The sequence below is a fragment of the Pseudomonas sp. MT92 genome, from assembly GCF_058792515.1.
Window position 1 is genome coordinate 1 of sequence record NZ_JBXAFA010000026.1, and the last position, 15,706, is coordinate 15,706.

The window sequence follows — 15,706 nt, forward strand, 5'->3', positions numbered from 1 at the left end:
CGCAGCGGTAGTTCAGTCGGTTAGAATACCGGCCTGTCACGCCGGGGGTCGCGGGTTCGAGTCCCGTCCGCTGCGCCATATCTGCTCCGAGGCCCACTGAACGCCTTGGAGCTACGAAGAAAGCCAACTGCGCTACTTCGAGTCGATAGCAAAGACCCTGGTCGAAAGACCGGGGTTTTTTGTGTCTGAAATTTGACCTTTCTCCTGTTTCCCTCCTGGCTGCAACCCTATATCCAGTGCACATCCCTGTAGGAGCGAGCTTGCTCGCGAAGGCGTCGGCACATTCAAAATTTACATCAGCTAGAAGGGCGCATTCGCGAGCAGGCTCGCTCTTGCAGGGAGAGTAGATGTCAGTTCGGCCGGTGGTCTGCTGTGGTGCAAAGCCGCAGTTTTTTGATTCTTTGGTCAGTTTTTTGTATCTGGTTATTTGCCGCGAGCGCATAAGCCTATAAACTTAACCTTTCGGTCAGCTTTGCACTGCCACTACAGCCCTTTGCAGCGTCAAGGAAGGGCTTCTGCAAGACTCGAGATTTCCAGTACATAACCAGAAGGGCGGATCCCCATAACCGCCCAGAGGATGATCCATGTCCAACCGTGAAATATCCCGGCGTTCGTTCCTTCAGGGCGGGCTGGTAGCGGGTGTGAGCGTGACGCTTACACCGCTCAGCAGTCAGGCGCTGGCCGCCTTGATGGAAAACAGCGTGACCGTGCCATCCGAGCAATGGCTCGGCAACAACGGCAAGGCGCGTGCCCGTAACGATGCCTTGTCCAAGGTCTGCGGCAGCAAGGTTTTTGCCCGTGATATCCGTTCCAGGGACATGCCTGGTTGGCCGCAACAACAAGGCCACGCGATGCTGCTGAAAACCGTCAAGGCTGATCGCATTTACGACGGTTACGATCTGTCATGGCTCGGTGCCGACCTGCAGCCGGACCGCATCGTCACCGCCGAGGATCTGGTCAAGGACGGCATCGTCTTCCCGGAAGAGCACGCTCCCGATCCATTGTTGCCAGCCGGCAAGGTGCCGATGTTCATTGGTCACCCGGTGGCGATCCTTATCTGGAATGACTTCGAGCGTTTCCGCCAAGCCAAGGCCAAACTCAAGTTCAATGACAAGGCGATTCGGTACGGGGCCCAAGTGCCGTACTACGAAGGCGATCCCTATGGCAGTTTCCGCTATGTGCGGGTGGGCGGCGCGACCTCGGCGGACGAAGACGAATTCGCCAGCCTCAAGGATTCGATCCTGTTCCCGATGCTGCGCAATCGCCGTCCGGTGTGGAATTCCCAACCGAACCTGCACGGTAACCTGACTGAGCGCGGCTTGTTCTACGCCGAGCGCATGAAGCAACAGCTCGAGACGCCGCCAGACAACTGGCTGGTGTTCGACGAGCGTTACAAGACCCCGTCGATCGAACCGGCGGCGATGGAGCCGGACAACGGCAACGGCTGGTATGACCCGGCGACCAAGACCCTGCATTTCGTGGTGGCGAACCAGTGCCCGCTGGAAGCTGCAACCGAGACCGCGAAGATGATCGCGCCGTCGCGTTTCGGCCTGGCGAACCTGAACATGCACCCGGGCTACACCGTTGGCTACGGCTCGAAAGACCACAACATTTTCGTTTATTACGCCGCCTTGGCAGCGCTGTACGGCGCCGGTGTGCCGGTGCGTCTGGCCAACGACCGCTACGAGCAATTCCAGAGCGGCATCAAGCGTCACCCGTTCGATATTCGCTATCAGCTGGCGGTGGACAAGAACGATCACAGCTTCAAGATTTTCCGCGCCGACATGAGCGTCGACGGTGGCGGACGGGTCAACTACAGCCCTTCGGTGGCGGCGGTGGGGGCCACGGCGGCGCAATCGATCTACTACATGCCGCAGAACGATTTGCAGGTCACGGCCTATCATTCCCGCGCCGTTGAAGCCGGGTCGATGCGTGGCTATGGCACCCTGCAGAGCATGGCGTCGACCGAGATGATGGTCGACGAAATCGCCGGTCGGCTGGGCGTCGATGCCATCGACCTGCGCAAGAAAAACGCCCTGCGTTCGGGCATGAAAAACACCCAGGGCGCAGTGCCGGCAGGGGCGTTGCGTCTGCACGAGATTCTCGACAAGGCGGCGGTTCACGAGGTCTGGAAAAACCGCGACGCGATCAAGAAGCAGCGCGAGGCGGCTGATCCGGATCACTGGTATGGCATCGGGTTCGCCATTTGCCAGAAAGACTTCGGCACCGGCTCCGAAGCGCCGATGGCCAGCATCGAATTCACTGCCGAAGGCCGCATCACCCTGCGTCACATCGGCATCGAAATCGGTACCGGCATGTCGACTTCGCAAGCGATGGTCGTGGCCGATTTCCTCGGTAACCCGGCGCACGAAGTAAAGACCGGCGAAACCGAATGGAAAGAGATGCAGCTGATCACCGGCGGCAACCCTTACATCATGAGCCAGGCCGAGCAGGACAACTTCCTGCGCAATCCGCGCTGGGTCGGCAAAATCGCTTCGGCCTCGTCGGCGACCAACTCCGCCTACTACTTCAGCCACGCCACCCGTGAAGCGGCACGCGTGCTGTTCAACCACGGTTTGTGGCCGGCGGCGCTGGAGATCTGGCGCCAGGGCCCTTATGGCGGCCAGGCCAACCCGTATGTGGTGCGCCGCGAGGACGCTCACTGGGTCGACGGCAAACTGACCGCCAACGGCATGGAGCCGTTGCCGTTCGAAGTGCTGGCCAAGCGTGCTCACGAGCGTGGTCTGGTGACGGCTGCCACGGTGCACGGCTTCAACCGCTGGAGCTGGGCCGAGGCCGAGTTCAGCATCGATGGCGTGCGTGAGCGCTTGCCGCTCGATGGCCTGGCGGTCAAGTACGGCGACGGTGCACCGAAGGCGAAGCTGGCGCAAATGAACAGCGCCGGTTTCCATTTGCTGGATCGGCAGAACATCGCCTACCCGGCGACCCAGTTGAACAACGCAGCCGTGACCTACTACAGCCCCGTCGCCACACTGGTCGAGTTGAAAGTGAACAAGGGGTCGGCGGAAGTCGAAGTGCTCAACCACCACTCATGGGTCGAGTGCGGCCGGGTACTGGTGCCGGAGCTGGTCAAGGGCCAGATCGAAGGCGGCATCGCCATGGGCATCGGCCATGCGCTGATGGAAGAAATGCCTCTGTACGAAGGCGGACCGGGGGAGGGTGACTGGAACTTCAATCGTTACCGCTTGCCAATGGCGCGCCACGTGGCGGTGTGGAAACAGACTGCGGAAATCCTGCCGCCTCTGTCGCCGAGCGACCCGTCCAAGGGCATCGCCGAGGTGGTGATGATCCCGGTGGTCGGTGCCATCGGCAACGGTGTGGCCCACGCCATCGGCAAGCGCGTACGCGACCTGCCTATCACTTCTGCACGCATCAAGGAGGCACTCAATGGCTAACCGTCCGCTTCAACTGACCCTCAACGGTCAATCCGTCGGCCCGGTGGACATCCCTGATGACCTGCCGATGATCGACTACCTGCACGAATACAAGAACCTTACCGGCTCGCGCCTGGGTTGCGGCCAGGGCATTTGCCATGCCTGTGTGGTCATCGTCGACAACCCTGACGGCACCAGCGAAGAAGTGCGCACCTGCATCACTGGCGCGCATTATTTCGAAGGCAAGAAAGTACGGACCATCGAAGGTCACGCGACCCGCGACGAGCAGGGCAAGGTCACCGAGCTGAATCCGATCCAGCAGCGTTTCGTCGACGAGTTCGCCTTCCAGTGCAGCTACTGCGCGCCCGGTTTCGTCAACGCGGCGACCGTGCTGGTGGAAAAGCTGCAGCGCCAGCCCATCGTCAAAAGCCAATTGGAAAAGGTCATCGAGGACAGCCTTGGCCACCACATCTGCCGCTGCACCGGGTACGTGCGCTACTACAGCGCCACGCGCAACGTGCTCACCGATCTCGGCCTGGTCAAGGAGGGTTAAACATGAAGCAACTACTTACCCGCCTGGCGCTGGCGGTCGGCCTGGCTGCGCCGGTGTTTTTGGTTCATGCCGATGATCAGGTTAAACGCGGCGAATACCTCGCCCGCGCCGCCGACTGCATGGCCTGTCACACCGCGCCGGGTGGCGCGCCGTTCGCGGGCGGTCTGCCGATCGTTTCGCCGTTCGGCACCATCTATGGCACCAACATTACCCCGAGCAAAGAGCACGGTATCGGCCTGTACAGCGATGACGAATTCTTCGCCGCGTTGACGGAAGGCAAGCGCCGCGACGGCGCGAATCTGTACCCGGCGATGCCGTACACCTCGTATCACTTGATGCCGCGCGAGGACTCCGACGCGATTCATGCGTACCTGAAGACTGTCGAGCCCATCGAGCGCGCCGCGCCGGTAACCCACCTGAGCTTTCCGTTTAACGTCCGCCTGGGCCTGACGGGCTGGAACATGCTCTACGGCAAAGATGTGAAGCTGGCGCCGGCTGAAGGCAAGAGCGAAGCCTGGAAGCGCGGCCAGTACATGGTCGACGTGCTGGGGCACTGCGGCGAATGCCATACCCCACGCGGCTTGCCTGGTGCGATGCAACAGGACAAGCGCATGACCGGCGGTCTGCTCAATGGCTATCTCGCGCCGAGCCTGCTGGCCACTGACCTGGCGGCTCGGGGGTGGAGTCATCAGGACCTGAGCTCGTTCCTCAAACACGGCATGAGCGCCCAGGGCACGATGTTCAACGAGATGTTCCCGGTGTTCCACAACAGCACCCAAGGCCTCAATGACCCGGACCTGGCAGCCATGGCGACCTTCCTGCTCGGCGATCAACCACCGGCGGAAAAAGTGCTGACCGATGTGCCATTGGAGCAATTGACTGCGAGTGCCCAGCGCGGGCGTCAGGAATATTTGAATGTTTGTGCCGGTTGCCATGCGGTGGGTGGTGAAGGTAAACCGCACGTCGCCGTGGCCATGCGCGGCAACACAACGCTGCGCCTGGAAGATCCGCGCAACCTGGTGCGGGTGATCGACGATGGTATCGGCGAACAGAAATTTACCGGGTTCGAACACATGCAACCGATGCCGGGTTTTGCCCAAAAGCTCAGTCAGGAGCAGCTCACTGATCTGCTGAACTACCTGCGTCAGGGCTGGGGCGGGCAATCGGGTGACTTGGCGGTAAACGACGTGCAGAAGCTGCGGGCAGAAGCTTCGCCGCTCGAGCACAAGGCGCACTGACATGCAGCATCTCGACCTGCAAGTGGTGCGCCGGGCTCTGGAGTGGTCGGCGGCCGGTCAGCGCGTCTGGCTGTGCACCGTGCTCGCCACCTACGGCTCGGCGCCCCGAGCGCCGGGCTCGCTGCTGGCGGTGAATGCCGAAGGGCTGTGGATCGGATCGCTGTCCGGCGGCTGCGTCGAGGAGGACTTCCTTGAGCGCGTCGCCGAGGGCGCCTTTGAGCAAGCGGTCAGCGTCGTTCGCTACGGCGAAGGCGATGACCCGCGCTCGCGGGTGAGCCTGCCCTGTGGCGGCGTGCTCGATGTGCTGGTGGAGAAGCTCGAGCCCGGTTGCGAGGAGCAGGCGCATTTGCGGGAACTGGAGGCGGCGCTGTTGGGTCGACGCCGGTTGATCCGCGAAGTCGATCTGGCCAGCGGCGCGCGCAGTCTGTTCGATGATCGCGAGCAGGGCGTGCGGGTCGAGCGTGAGATCGACCGGGTCCGACTGCGCATCGGCGCGGCTCAGCGTTTGTTGCTGGCCGGGTATTCCAGCGTGGCGCACGCCTGCGCGGAGTTTGCCGTGGGCCTGGGCTTTGAAGTGATCCTCTGTGATCCGCGCGACGAGGTGCTGGAAGGCGTGGTGCTGGAGGGCGTGGAGATCCGTCGCCAATTGCCCTCGGTGTTCATCGCCGATGGCGGCTGCCATAGCGATACGGCGGTGGTGGCACTGACCCACGATCCGCGCATCGATGACCTGGCAATGATGGAAGCGGTGCGCACCGAGGCGTTTTACATCGGTGTGATGGGGTCGGTGCAGACATCGCAAAAGCGCTTCGAACGGCTGCGGCGCATTGGCGGGCTGGGTGATGTTGAGCTGGCGCGGATTCACGCACCGATCGGTCTGAAGCTGGGCAGCAAGACGCCGGCGGAAATCGCGCTGGCCGTGCTGGCAGATATCTTGCGAATTCGCAGTGGAATTGCACGGGATCGACTTTGAAGCGCTATTAAAAGAAAGGGCCGCATCAAGCGGCCCTTTTCATATCTGGCGGTCAGTACCCGAACTTGTCCCGCAATCCGTAATACCAGGCGCCCAATGCCGCAAAGGGTGTGCGCAGCAATTGGCCGCCAGGGAACGGGTAGTGCGGCAGGTCGGCAAAGGCGTCGAAGCGCTCCGCCTGACCGCGCAATGCCTCGGCCAGCACCTTGCCCGCCAGGTGCGTATAGGTCACGCCATGGCCGCTGCAACCCTGGGAATAATAGATGTTGTCGCCCAACCGTCCGACCTGAGGCAGGCGGGACAGGGTCAGCAGGAAATTGCCGGTCCAGGCGTAATCGATCTTCACGTCCTTGAGTTGCGGGAAGGCCTTGAGCATTTTTGGTCGAATGATCGCTTCAATGTTCGCCGGGTCGCGCGCGCCATACACCACGCCGCCGCCGAAAATCAGGCGCTTGTCACCGCTGAGGCGGTAGTAGTCGAGCAGGTAGTTGCAGTCCTCGACGCAGTAATCCTGGGGCAGCAGGCTTTTCGCCAATGCATCGCCCAAGGGTTCAGTCGTAATGACCTGTGTGCCGCACGGCATCGACTTGGCGGCCAGCTCGGGTACGAGATTGCCCAGGTAGGCGTTGCCCGCCACGATGATGAATTTGGCCCGGACCTTGCCCTGCGGTGTGTGCACCACCGGGTTCGTGCCGCGTTCGATGCGCACTGCCGGCGATTGCTCGTAGATCGTGCCGCCCAGCGACTCGACCGCAGCTGCTTCGCCCAGCGCCAGGTTAAGCGGATGAATGTGCCCGCCGCTCATGTCGAGCATGCCGCCGACGTACTGATCGCAGTCCACGACTTCACGAATACGCCGTTGATCCATCAACTCGAGCTGCGTGTGCCCGAAACGTTCCCACAAGCGCTTCTGGGATTCCAGGTGACCCATCTGCTTGGCGGTGATGGCAGCGAACACGCCACCGTCCTTCAAGTCGCACTGGATGTTGTACTTGGCCACTCGCTCACGAATGATCCGCCCACCTTCGAACGCCATTTGCCCCAGCAACTGAGCCTGCCTGGGGCCGACACTGCGCTCGATCACGTCGATATCGCGGCTGTAGCTGTTAACGATCTGGCCGCCGTTGCGTCCCGAAGCGCCGAAACCCACCTTGGCCGCTTCAAGCACCGTTACCCGAAAGCCGTTCTCCAGCAGAAACAGAGCCGAGGACAACCCGGTATAACCGGCGCCGATCACACAGACATCAGTCTCAACGTCATCCTGCAAAGCCGGACGCGGTGGGGTCGCATTGGCCGATGCGGCGTAGTAGGACTCTGGGTAGGGGGTGTGCGCCATCCTGCAGCCTCTGTTTAATATATTTTACGAGTGTGTTGATCCTACCCGAGTTAAAAAACGACCGCCAGCCACCGGAAAATCTTCTTTGCAGCAGCAAAATTAAATATTTTGCATATTCATAGGGTTAGCTCGAAAAAAGGTGTTGACACCCCTCCGGAATTCCGTAGAATGCCGCCTCACAGCAGGCACGTAGCTCAGTTGGTTAGAGCACCACCTTGACATGGTGGGGGTCGTTGGTTCGAGTCCAATCGCGCCTACCAAACAAAATCCGCTCTGCTGGGCGGTCTAGAAGGGCTCACCGAAAGGTGGGCCCTTTTTTGTTGTCTGGCGTTTGGGCAAACTTTGGGAATATTTTGGGCAAACGACCACCGCGCTACACTTTTAGGTCTGCTTTCACCTTCATATAAACCACCGCATCATCGCCGTGTCCTGCCTGGTAGTGCTCGGTCATTTTCACATCCGCATGCCCCATCAAACCTTGAATGTATTCCTGATCGAAACCCTGCTGTTCGTACAGCCAGGCGCCGAGCGCACGGATCTCATGGAAAGTAGGGCGCTCGCCGGCCGGAATGTCGGCGTAGGCTTTCGAATCGTCCCGAGCCTGGGCAAAAGATTTGGTCAGATAATCAGCCGTCACCGCATTCCAGTGAAGCTTGGCATCCAATTGGGAACGCTTACGGGCCTTCGGCGAGTAGTGGATTAGGTACGGGCAGACGACCGGTGACTTCATGCACTCCATCACTACCTCGCGTAATGCTTGGCCCATAACAATCTCCAAGTGCACGGGCTTCTCGTAGTTCTGCGTCTTCCCGGGCGACACCTTAATAGTGTTCTGCTCGAGGTCCACGGCCGATTTCGGCCACACCACGATATCTTCCCGCCGCTGAAGACTCAGCAATCCGAGCCGAATGGCGCGCTTCAGCCAGATCGGCGTCCCGACATACTCCAAAATCTTGTTCAGTCCCTCGACCGTATGGCGCTGGCGCTTCTTCTCAGCTTCCTTCTTCACCAGGGTAAGCTCCGCCGAGTTGCGTTCGCACAGGCCCTTGGCCACGGCAAACGCAAACACTTGGACCAGCAGGCCGCGGTGCTTGGTGTAAGCGTTGTTCTCGAAGCCGTCCAGGTATTCGGCAATTGTCAGCACATCCAATTGCCCCATCATCAAATCGCCCAGGTCCTCGCGGTACCGGGCCAGCTTGAATTTGATTTCCTTCAGCGTGCTGGCGGCGTAAGACCTTGTGGTAAGCCATTCATCCTCAAATCGCTCCAGGCAGCGAGTGAACTTCGGCGCGGCGTCACCGGTGATCATGGCCAGCAACGACCCGTCATCGGCCAGCAGCGGGAGCAGCTTGGCGTTGGCGGCGTTCGCCAGCTTGATGGCCTCGGCCATTGGCTTGTTGATGCTGGTCTTCTTGCCGGTGATCGGGTTTTTGTATTGCCAATATTTCCCGTTCGGGTACAGGTTGGCCGGTAGATCACGATTTTTAACGGTTCGGGCGCGCGGGGGAGCCATCAGCCCACCTCCATCATCTTGGCGAGCAACGGATCGTTTGAGCCAATCACGGCCGCCTGCAGGTCCACGAAATACATCCCGCCTTTTACTTCTCCAACCACTTCGCCTTCCTCAATCCATTTTTTCAATTGTTGCAAACTCGGCTTGCCGCCGGCGTAACGCAGTTTCCGATACTCGCCTGCTTCCATGAGTCGCGGCAGTCGGGCGGTGATCTGAGCTATGACCTTTGCCATATTGGTGTCCTATTCCCCGTCCGGGGCCGTGAATGTCTAATTGGTCGCGAGCGGGTTTTTTCGGAACTGCCAGGTGTGGCCGCATTGACGACATTTGCCATGAGTTCGGCCAGTTGTATCCAGGAGCGCGGTGGGAGTGATCTCGACCACCTTGCCACTTCGAAGCTCGTACTGGTCGTTACCGACAAACTCTTCTGTAATCTGAATGTTGCGACTGCCGCAGGGAGAGCACTTTGCATCTACGGCTTCCCCGATTTCTTTTGCGGGCATGAGTTGCTCCATGCCGCGCGTGGCGGCAGAAGTTGGTTATTGGGTGGCTTTGGCTAGGGCAGCGTCAGCGATCTTCATCGCCGCCTGGGCCTCGGTGACATAGGCTGGATCGAAACCACCGCACAGGTGGATGGTTGCTTGGCAAGCACGAAGGTTCTCTCGGGTGAGCTTCAGCGCCGCGACCAGCTCTTCGCAGAGCGCGCGTTCTTCCCGGCCAATATCCCAGAAGCGCTGACCCCAATGCCCGGCCGGTGGCGGGTTTCTGTTCTGCACGCCGAAGGCCATCGCTCCCACAGCTGAATCAAGCACGTCGCGCTTGTAGGCGTTGTCGCCGTCGATGCTCAGGCCGCGCCGGCGCAGCGTGGAAAGTACTTCGTTGAGGTCCAGGCCTTTGTCCTGCAGGACGATGTCGAGTTCTGGCTTTTCGGGGGTGTAGATGGCCAGGCAGATTTTGGCGCCCGGCGGCAGACTGGTGCTGATCTGCTCCAGTGCATGGCTGGCTGTTTCGTGGAATCGGTTTAATGCGGACATAGCGAATCCTCGCCCGCCGTTCACCGGCAGGCTGTTGATTACTGGTAGGGGGTTAGTAGCGGTCGAAGAAGTTGCCGCCGCGCCGGGCGAATGGCGTCGTTGCCAGTTTCTGCGCCGCGTATCCGGCCTGCCGCAGGCTGACCTGTTCGTGGTCGCCATAGCCGGTATGCAGGACCTCGTCGCCAGATGCACCGCTCAGCACGATCATTGCCGCCAGTGGCTCGCGCTCTACGTAGTTGCCTTCGACGTGTGCCGCGATTGTGCGGAACCAGTCCGCCAGCTTTTTGCGTTGAGCCTGGTTCTGCTCGACTACTCGGTTGTGCAATCTGGCGCGCGCCGGGAATTCAAAGATCTCAGCACTCATCACCGCTGCCCCTTGTAGCAGTACACGCAGGCGGACCAGGTGAGGGCTGGCGCTGTGAGCAAAATCATCAGCAATACCCCCAGCCCAGTCCCTGGATGTGCTCGTTCGGGATGATCAGCTTGTCGGTGACGGGCGCCTCATTGGTCACGGACAGATCACCGAAGTAGCCAAGAGCCGCCCGGGCGCGCTCCAACGTCAGTTCGGCATGCCCCAGCTGACGCGACTTGCGGATCTTGTAGGAGCGCAGAGCATGCGCCTTGTCAGGGTAGGCGAACCGCTTGCCGCCGGAATCCTTCGATACGCGCTTGCGGCGCTTCTTCACGGCTTCAGCGGTCCAGCTGTGCTGGTAGCCGTTGATCATGTTCACCGTGTAGTCATCGGCGATGTACCAGCACTGCGCGGTTTCACCGATCACCTGATAGGTGATGCAATGAACCTCAAGGCCATCGGGGCCGATTTCATCAACGTAGCGATAATGGTCCGGGCCGAGCTTTTTCTTTTCCATGGTCGAGCGCGTCCTTGCCGCTTTAGCGGCTGACTTTGAAGGGGGGGGAGTTACTGCGTTCTGGACCTAAACGCCGGGGCGACCTTTGAAGGCGAGCCAGATGTAGTGGCGCCCTTTGGCGGTGACCTTGATTTTGCTGGTCTGCTTGTTCCAGCTGATCAGGCGTAGCTCGTCCAGGATGGTGGTGAGCGTGTGGCCCTGGTGCCAGCCGGCCAGCGCTTTGATGCAGCCTTGGCCGAGCAGGCCACGAAAGTCAGTGTGGCCGAAGTTTGTGCCTTGGAAGGCACCCTGCATCTGCTCATCAGTCACAAGGTCGGTAACGGCTTTTACGTCCGGATCGCGCCGGTAGCATTTGTGGGTCATGGCAGTTCGTCCCCGACGATCATCTTGCACGGGCCTTGCCGCGCTTTTGCAATTTCTGCCGAAAGCTCATCAATCCGCCGGTTACGTCGAGCGATTGCGGCCTGAAGATCGTCAATGGTCTGGTCTGCGGTGGTCAGGCTCAGCTGTAGGCCATCACGCTCGGCGGTGACCCGGTCGAATTCGGAAGCCATGACAACCTCTGGCCCGTGAGGGTCGTAGCCGATTCGGTTACCGCCCTCAGAAAGCATTGTCACAACGGTGTAGCGATGAACTTCGCTCATCATGCAATCTCCATCGATACCAGGTCATGGGCATTCGCGACTGGTGGCATGTCGTGGCCAGGGCAGCCACCGCCCGCAAAGTCGAAGCCCTCGCAGGGTGGCCCCATCGGGAGCACTTCTTTGCCCTGTGCTAAGCACTCAAGCAGATGATCCTTCGCCTCTTCTGCGGTGCAGTCGCGGCCACCCTCCATGCTAAACATTCCTTTGAGCTGGCGTTTGCTGAAGTCGCGCAGCGCACCGCGCACGCTCAGATGAATATGGAAGGTGCGACCGTTTGGGCCGAAGGGCGCGGCCGGTTTGTTTTCTGTGGGCATGGGGCGTCCTAGCCGGGGCATGCCCGGGCGGTGGAGGGTGGGGGATCAGCTACAGTTGAACGACCAACAAACGGAGGTGGATATGGAATGTTTTATCTGTTCAACCTTGACGAAGTTGCTCGGGGCGATCAGCCAATCGAACGTGGCGCGGAATGCTTTGGCACCGTTGCGACCAGGAACCTTGCCGGTCAGGAACGGGGAGTTTTTCACCTGGAAGAAATATTCGGCCCAGAAATTGAGGTCGCGGTGAACATCGCTTTCACGCCACCGGGCCTGCAATTTCGCTTTGCGGTCGCTGTTCAGGATCGCAACTGCTGGCAGTTCGTCGGTGGCGGGCTGCTGGTAGCGGCAGCGGATGGCGAGATTGAGCCTTCCGAAGTCTCGAAGCTCGACGAGCTGATTCGCGCAAACCCAAGCCTGTCCCACTTCGGTAGCGAAATCACCGAAACCATCAATCGCTTCACCGCACAGCTGAATGCGAACTTTCAAGTTGGCCGACTCGCCATCAAGCGCGAACTGGCCGACGTGAAGAACTGCCAGCAGGACGCAGAAGAAGCCTTCGTGAACATGATCGCCATCGCCCAGGCAGACGGTGAAATCGAACCGGCTGAACTGGTCGTGCTGAAAGAGATCGGGCTTCACTTCGGTCTGCGCCTCAGTGACTTCGGTATTGAGGCGTGAGGCAGCGCTCAAGGCAGGCGCTGATCATCTCTGCCGCAGCCATCGCCCTGGCAGTCATTGCCAACAGCGTCATCAATCGCGGCATCTGCTCCTACTACGGCTACCAGACTGACAGAGAAACGAAATACGCCCCGTTCGTTGGCTGTATACCGATACCATCACCATTGACCCTAACGCCTCAGAAACGATTGACGGTGTGGCAACCCTGAGACTGGGCAGGGGTGAAGGTGTACAGGTTATCTGCGACGGAGTTAGTTGGCAGACTGGTAGTAAGAAGGCAATACGGGGGTACGTGGAGAACTTTTCTCCGGCGACTTCACGTCCCTCGGCGACAGTTCACCTTGCGGTCGCTATCGGTGCTGGTGCAGCGGCGTCGAATACGGCGGCAATTGCGATGGGTTTTGCCAGCTCTGCGGCGGCTGCCTATTCAGCTGCGATTGGTAACAACTCCGCTGGCACAGGCTCCCAAGTAGCAACAGGCGCCGGCGCCATGGCCCTCGGCGGCTCCTACGCTTCGGGCGTCGACAGCTTCGCCGCGGCGATTGGTAACAACACGTCGAGTTATGGGGCGCTAGGTGCAAGTAGTATCGCCATAGGTGATCGAGCTTTGGCATCCGGCGGCAACTCAGTCGCAGTGGGCGGTCGGCTGAATATCGCATCAGGCACGTATTCAACAGCTCTGGGTGGATTTGGTAATACAGCGTCCGGCATCTATTCTCAGGCCTCTGGTGCATATGCTGTAGCGGATAAGTATGGCAAAAAGGCCTTCGCATCCGGGCAGTTCTCCGTTGCCGGCGATGCCCAGGCCGGAAAGATGGTCCTGCGAAGGAAGACGACCGATGCAACCCCCACAGTCTTGACCAGTGATGGGGTTGCTGGGTCTTCCACAAACCAAGTCATTCTGCCGGACTACTCAACCTTCACGTTCCGAATCCAAGTCGTCGCCATGCAGAAAGTTGGGGATGGTTCGAAAACTGCTGGCTACGAATTCACCGGGGTCATCCGCCGAGGTCCCGGCGCAGCCTCTACCGTAATCAAGAGCTCCACCAAGAACGTCCTCTATGAAGACGATGCTGCATGGGATTGCAATGTCTCAGCTGATGGTGTGAGCGGCGGCCTGTCCATTGCCGTGACCGGCGCCGCTTCCACCAACATTGCCTGGGCGGCCACCGTCTGGACCACCGAAGTCACTTATCTCTAAGGAGCCAAACTATGGCAATTCAAATCGACCTCACCAGCTCCAACTTCGGTATTCCCTTCGCAGGCGCTTACTTCCGCATCGTTACAGCGTGCGTCTCTCGGGAACGTCAAGAAGACCCTCGTCATTCCGTACTCATCGATGTTGTGGGTTACGCCGCCCAACCAGAAGACGAAGACACCAAAGAAGTGGACTTCCGTCGCTATCACGTCCCTCTCGCTGAAATCGAGGCTCAAGCAGGTCCTGACTTTCTTGAGAAGGCCTACCAGTGGGTGATGGTACATCCGGATATGACTGGTTCGATTGCTGCGTGACCGCCTGCGGAAACCAGCGCCACTGATGACTGATCCGCTACGCAACCGACCGCCTTGAGCGGTTTTTTTGTGCCTGGAGAATGCCCGACCCGTTCGGGGTTTTCTTCGTCTGGGGATTGAAAAGACGAAGCCCCAGTGAGCTGTAATCACCAGGGCTTCTATTTTCCCAGCTCTACCGCAGGGGAACGTGGCGCAAATCCTACCAGCGGTAATATAAAAGCAAAACCCCGGCGGTTCGCAGTCGCCAGGGTTTCTATTTTCTCCCGCACCCTTTAATACGGGAGAACATGGCGCGGATCCCAGTCCAGATAAACGGTGAGTTTCAAGGGATAGCCGGGCAAAATCACATCGCCATGCTTCCATTAGGAAGGCCGTCGAAACTCAACAAGGAGTGAGGATGTATCGATTTTTTGTCGCCGTACTTTCTGGATTGTTACTCGCGGGATTTGTGTACGCCTCGTACGCTGCGTACTCAGGTCTATTGTCCATGCCTGGATGGGGCGCCCTATAAATAGCCTTTGAAAATTATTATGAGAGAAGCCCGCCACTGCGCGGGCTTTTTTTCGCCTGGAGAAAAGTATGCCCATCACCACGCAGCAACTGCTGCAGATCCTCCCGAGCGCCGGCGCCAAAGCCGGCGTTTTTGTTCCCGTCCTCAACCCCGCGATGGGCCGGTTCCAGATTGTCGGCTCCAAACGAGTGGCCGCATTCATTGCCCAGATCGGACATGAGTCCGGCCAGCTGATCTACGTCCGTGAGATCTGGGGACCGACTCCCGCCCAGGCCAAGTACGAAGGCCGCAAGGATCTGGGCAACACCGTCCAGGGCGATGGCTTCAAGTATCGCGGGCGCGGCCTGATCCAGATCACCGGACGGGCGAACTATGCGGCGTGCGGCGAAGCCCTGGGCCTCGACCTGATCAACCAGCCTGAGCTGTTGGAGAAGCCGAAGAACGCCTGCCTGTCTGCGGCATGGTTCTGGGCAACCAATGGACTGAACACCCTGGCTGATGCTGGCGACTTCGAAAAAATCACCCGGCGGATCAATGGCGGACTCAACGGACAGGTTGATCGGCTGAAGCTGTGGAGCAAGGCGACGGCGGTGCTGGCATGACGACCTATGCCAAAGCCGGCGCGATCCTGCTGCTTATTGCTCTCGCCGTCGGCGCTCTGTATGGCGCCTACGACCACGGGCTATCAGTGAAGGATGCTGAATGGCAATCAGCCTGGAGCGATCGCGATGTTCGGGACAGCAGGGCCAAAGCCGACAACGAGGCCGCCGAGCGCGCCCTGGAGCAAGCCCGACAACTTTCAATCAATAAGGCGGTTCAAGATGGCCAACGCATCATCGATCAAGCCACGGCTGATGCTGCTGCCGCTCGCGCTTCTGCTGACGGCCTGCGCGGGGCAGTCGACGACCTTACCGCTCGGCTCGCAGCCAGTGATGCCAGCGGCCATTCCTGCACTGCCGCCGCAAGCCAGGCAGCTGCCCGCGCGGCAATGGTGCTTGCCGACGTGCTCAAGCGCGCTGACCAGCGAGCGGGCGAACTGGCTGAAGTTGCTGACCAAGCCCGGGCCCGAGGACTGACATGCGAACAGGCCTACCTTTCACTCGGGGAAAATTAGCGTGCCGCCGGCGACTGAG

Annotated in this window: 19 protein-coding genes and 2 tRNA genes; 11 read left to right on the forward strand and 10 right to left on the reverse strand. The window is 59.8% G+C overall.

The annotated features are described in order from the left end of the window. Nucleotide 1: 1 nt before the first annotated feature. From AC1Q6D_RS31130 to AC1Q6D_RS31150, 5 genes are all read left to right on the forward strand, one after another. Nucleotides 2-78 (forward strand) — tRNA-Asp (locus AC1Q6D_RS31130). Nucleotides 79-584: 506 nt separating this feature from the next. Then, nucleotides 585-3,416 carry a xanthine dehydrogenase family protein molybdopterin-binding subunit gene (locus AC1Q6D_RS31135; RefSeq protein WP_103406186.1) on the forward strand — a complete coding sequence of 944 codons (2,832 nt, stop codon included), beginning with the start codon at nt 585-587 and terminating at the stop codon, nt 3,414-3,416. Further along, nucleotides 3,409-3,948 (forward strand): (2Fe-2S)-binding protein, encoded by a 540-nt coding sequence (locus tag AC1Q6D_RS31140; protein WP_007982256.1) that lies wholly within the window; start codon nt 3,409-3,411, stop codon nt 3,946-3,948. Before AC1Q6D_RS31135 ends, AC1Q6D_RS31140 begins: the two co-directional genes overlap by 8 nt. Before the next feature lie 2 nt (nt 3,949-3,950). Further along, the gene (locus AC1Q6D_RS31145) at nt 3,951-5,186 is read left to right on the forward strand and encodes a c-type cytochrome (RefSeq protein ID WP_103406187.1); all 1,236 of its coding nucleotides are present in this window, start codon (nt 3,951-3,953) and stop codon (nt 5,184-5,186) included. Nucleotide 5,187: 1 nt separating this feature from the next. Then, the gene (locus tag AC1Q6D_RS31150) at nt 5,188-6,159 is read left to right on the forward strand and encodes an XdhC family protein (protein ID WP_103406188.1); all 972 of its coding nucleotides are present in this window, start codon (nt 5,188-5,190) and stop codon (nt 6,157-6,159) included. Between the two features lie 52 nt (nt 6,160-6,211). On the opposite strand, the gene AC1Q6D_RS31155 is transcribed toward AC1Q6D_RS31150, so the two are convergent. Further along, nucleotides 6,212-7,495: an NAD(P)/FAD-dependent oxidoreductase gene (locus tag AC1Q6D_RS31155; RefSeq protein ID WP_047531210.1), complete on the reverse strand. Its 1,284-nt coding sequence runs from the start codon at nt 7,493-7,495 to the stop codon at nt 6,212-6,214. Between the two features lie 183 nt (nt 7,496-7,678). On the opposite strand from AC1Q6D_RS31155, the gene AC1Q6D_RS31160 reads away from it, so the two are divergent. Continuing rightward, nucleotides 7,679-7,755, forward strand: a tRNA-Val gene (locus AC1Q6D_RS31160). Between the two features lie 113 nt (nt 7,756-7,868). Here AC1Q6D_RS31160 and AC1Q6D_RS31165 read toward each other — a convergent pair. The 9 genes from AC1Q6D_RS31165 to AC1Q6D_RS31205 form a co-directional block, all read right to left on the reverse strand. Then, nucleotides 7,869-9,008 (reverse strand): tyrosine-type recombinase/integrase, encoded by a 1,140-nt coding sequence (locus AC1Q6D_RS31165; RefSeq protein WP_103406189.1) that lies wholly within the window; start codon nt 9,006-9,008, stop codon nt 7,869-7,871. Further along, complete coding sequence (locus AC1Q6D_RS31170) at nt 9,008-9,241, reverse strand: hypothetical protein (RefSeq protein WP_103406190.1); 234 nt, start codon at nt 9,239-9,241, stop codon at nt 9,008-9,010. The genes AC1Q6D_RS31165 and AC1Q6D_RS31170 overlap by 1 nt, the downstream gene beginning before the upstream one ends. A 36-nt stretch (nt 9,242-9,277) precedes the next feature. Then, nucleotides 9,278-9,511: a hypothetical protein gene (locus AC1Q6D_RS31175; RefSeq protein WP_103406191.1), complete on the reverse strand. Its 234-nt coding sequence runs from the start codon at nt 9,509-9,511 to the stop codon at nt 9,278-9,280. 36 nt (nt 9,512-9,547) lie between these two features. Next, nucleotides 9,548-10,042 carry a hypothetical protein gene (locus AC1Q6D_RS31180; protein ID WP_103406192.1) on the reverse strand — a complete coding sequence of 165 codons (495 nt, stop codon included), beginning with the start codon at nt 10,040-10,042 and terminating at the stop codon, nt 9,548-9,550. A gap of 52 nt (nt 10,043-10,094) precedes the next feature. Next, complete coding sequence (locus AC1Q6D_RS31185) at nt 10,095-10,406, reverse strand: hypothetical protein (RefSeq protein ID WP_103406193.1); 312 nt, start codon at nt 10,404-10,406, stop codon at nt 10,095-10,097. Between the two features lie 67 nt (nt 10,407-10,473). Beyond that, complete coding sequence (locus AC1Q6D_RS31190) at nt 10,474-10,911, reverse strand: hypothetical protein (protein ID WP_103406194.1); 438 nt, start codon at nt 10,909-10,911, stop codon at nt 10,474-10,476. A 66-nt stretch (nt 10,912-10,977) separates the two neighbouring features. After that, nucleotides 10,978-11,274 (reverse strand): hypothetical protein, encoded by a 297-nt coding sequence (locus tag AC1Q6D_RS31195; RefSeq protein WP_103406195.1) that lies wholly within the window; start codon nt 11,272-11,274, stop codon nt 10,978-10,980. Next, a complete protein-coding gene (locus AC1Q6D_RS31200) occupies nt 11,271-11,555 on the reverse strand; it encodes a hypothetical protein (RefSeq protein WP_103406196.1) in 285 nt (94 codons plus the stop codon). Before AC1Q6D_RS31200 ends, AC1Q6D_RS31195 begins: the two co-directional genes overlap by 4 nt. Beyond that, nucleotides 11,555-11,869, reverse strand: coding sequence for a hypothetical protein (locus AC1Q6D_RS31205; protein WP_103406197.1), 315 nt, complete (start codon nt 11,867-11,869; stop codon nt 11,555-11,557). Before AC1Q6D_RS31205 ends, AC1Q6D_RS31200 begins: the two co-directional genes overlap by 1 nt. Before the next feature lie 87 nt (nt 11,870-11,956). Here AC1Q6D_RS31205 and AC1Q6D_RS31210 point away from each other — a divergent pair, with 87 nt between their 5' ends. The 5 genes from AC1Q6D_RS31210 to AC1Q6D_RS31230 all read left to right on the forward strand — a co-directional run bounded on the left by AC1Q6D_RS31210 (nt 11,957) and on the right by AC1Q6D_RS31230 (nt 15,687). After that, a complete protein-coding gene (locus AC1Q6D_RS31210) occupies nt 11,957-12,550 on the forward strand; it encodes a tellurite resistance TerB family protein (RefSeq protein WP_256590376.1) in 594 nt (197 codons plus the stop codon). Between the two features lie 394 nt (nt 12,551-12,944). Continuing rightward, on the forward strand, nt 12,945-13,751 hold the full coding sequence (locus AC1Q6D_RS31215; RefSeq protein WP_146041521.1) for a hypothetical protein: 807 nt from the start codon (nt 12,945-12,947) through the stop codon (nt 13,749-13,751). A gap of 11 nt (nt 13,752-13,762) precedes the next feature. Further along, on the forward strand, nt 13,763-14,062 hold the full coding sequence (locus AC1Q6D_RS31220; RefSeq protein ID WP_103406201.1) for a hypothetical protein: 300 nt from the start codon (nt 13,763-13,765) through the stop codon (nt 14,060-14,062). A 579-nt stretch (nt 14,063-14,641) separates the two neighbouring features. Next, nucleotides 14,642-15,175 (forward strand): glycoside hydrolase family 19 protein, encoded by a 534-nt coding sequence (locus AC1Q6D_RS31225; protein WP_103406202.1) that lies wholly within the window; start codon nt 14,642-14,644, stop codon nt 15,173-15,175. Next, a complete protein-coding gene (locus AC1Q6D_RS31230; protein WP_103406203.1) occupies nt 15,172-15,687 on the forward strand; it encodes a DUF2514 family protein in 516 nt (171 codons plus the stop codon). Before AC1Q6D_RS31225 ends, AC1Q6D_RS31230 begins: the two co-directional genes overlap by 4 nt. Nucleotides 15,688-15,706 lie beyond the last annotated feature (19 nt).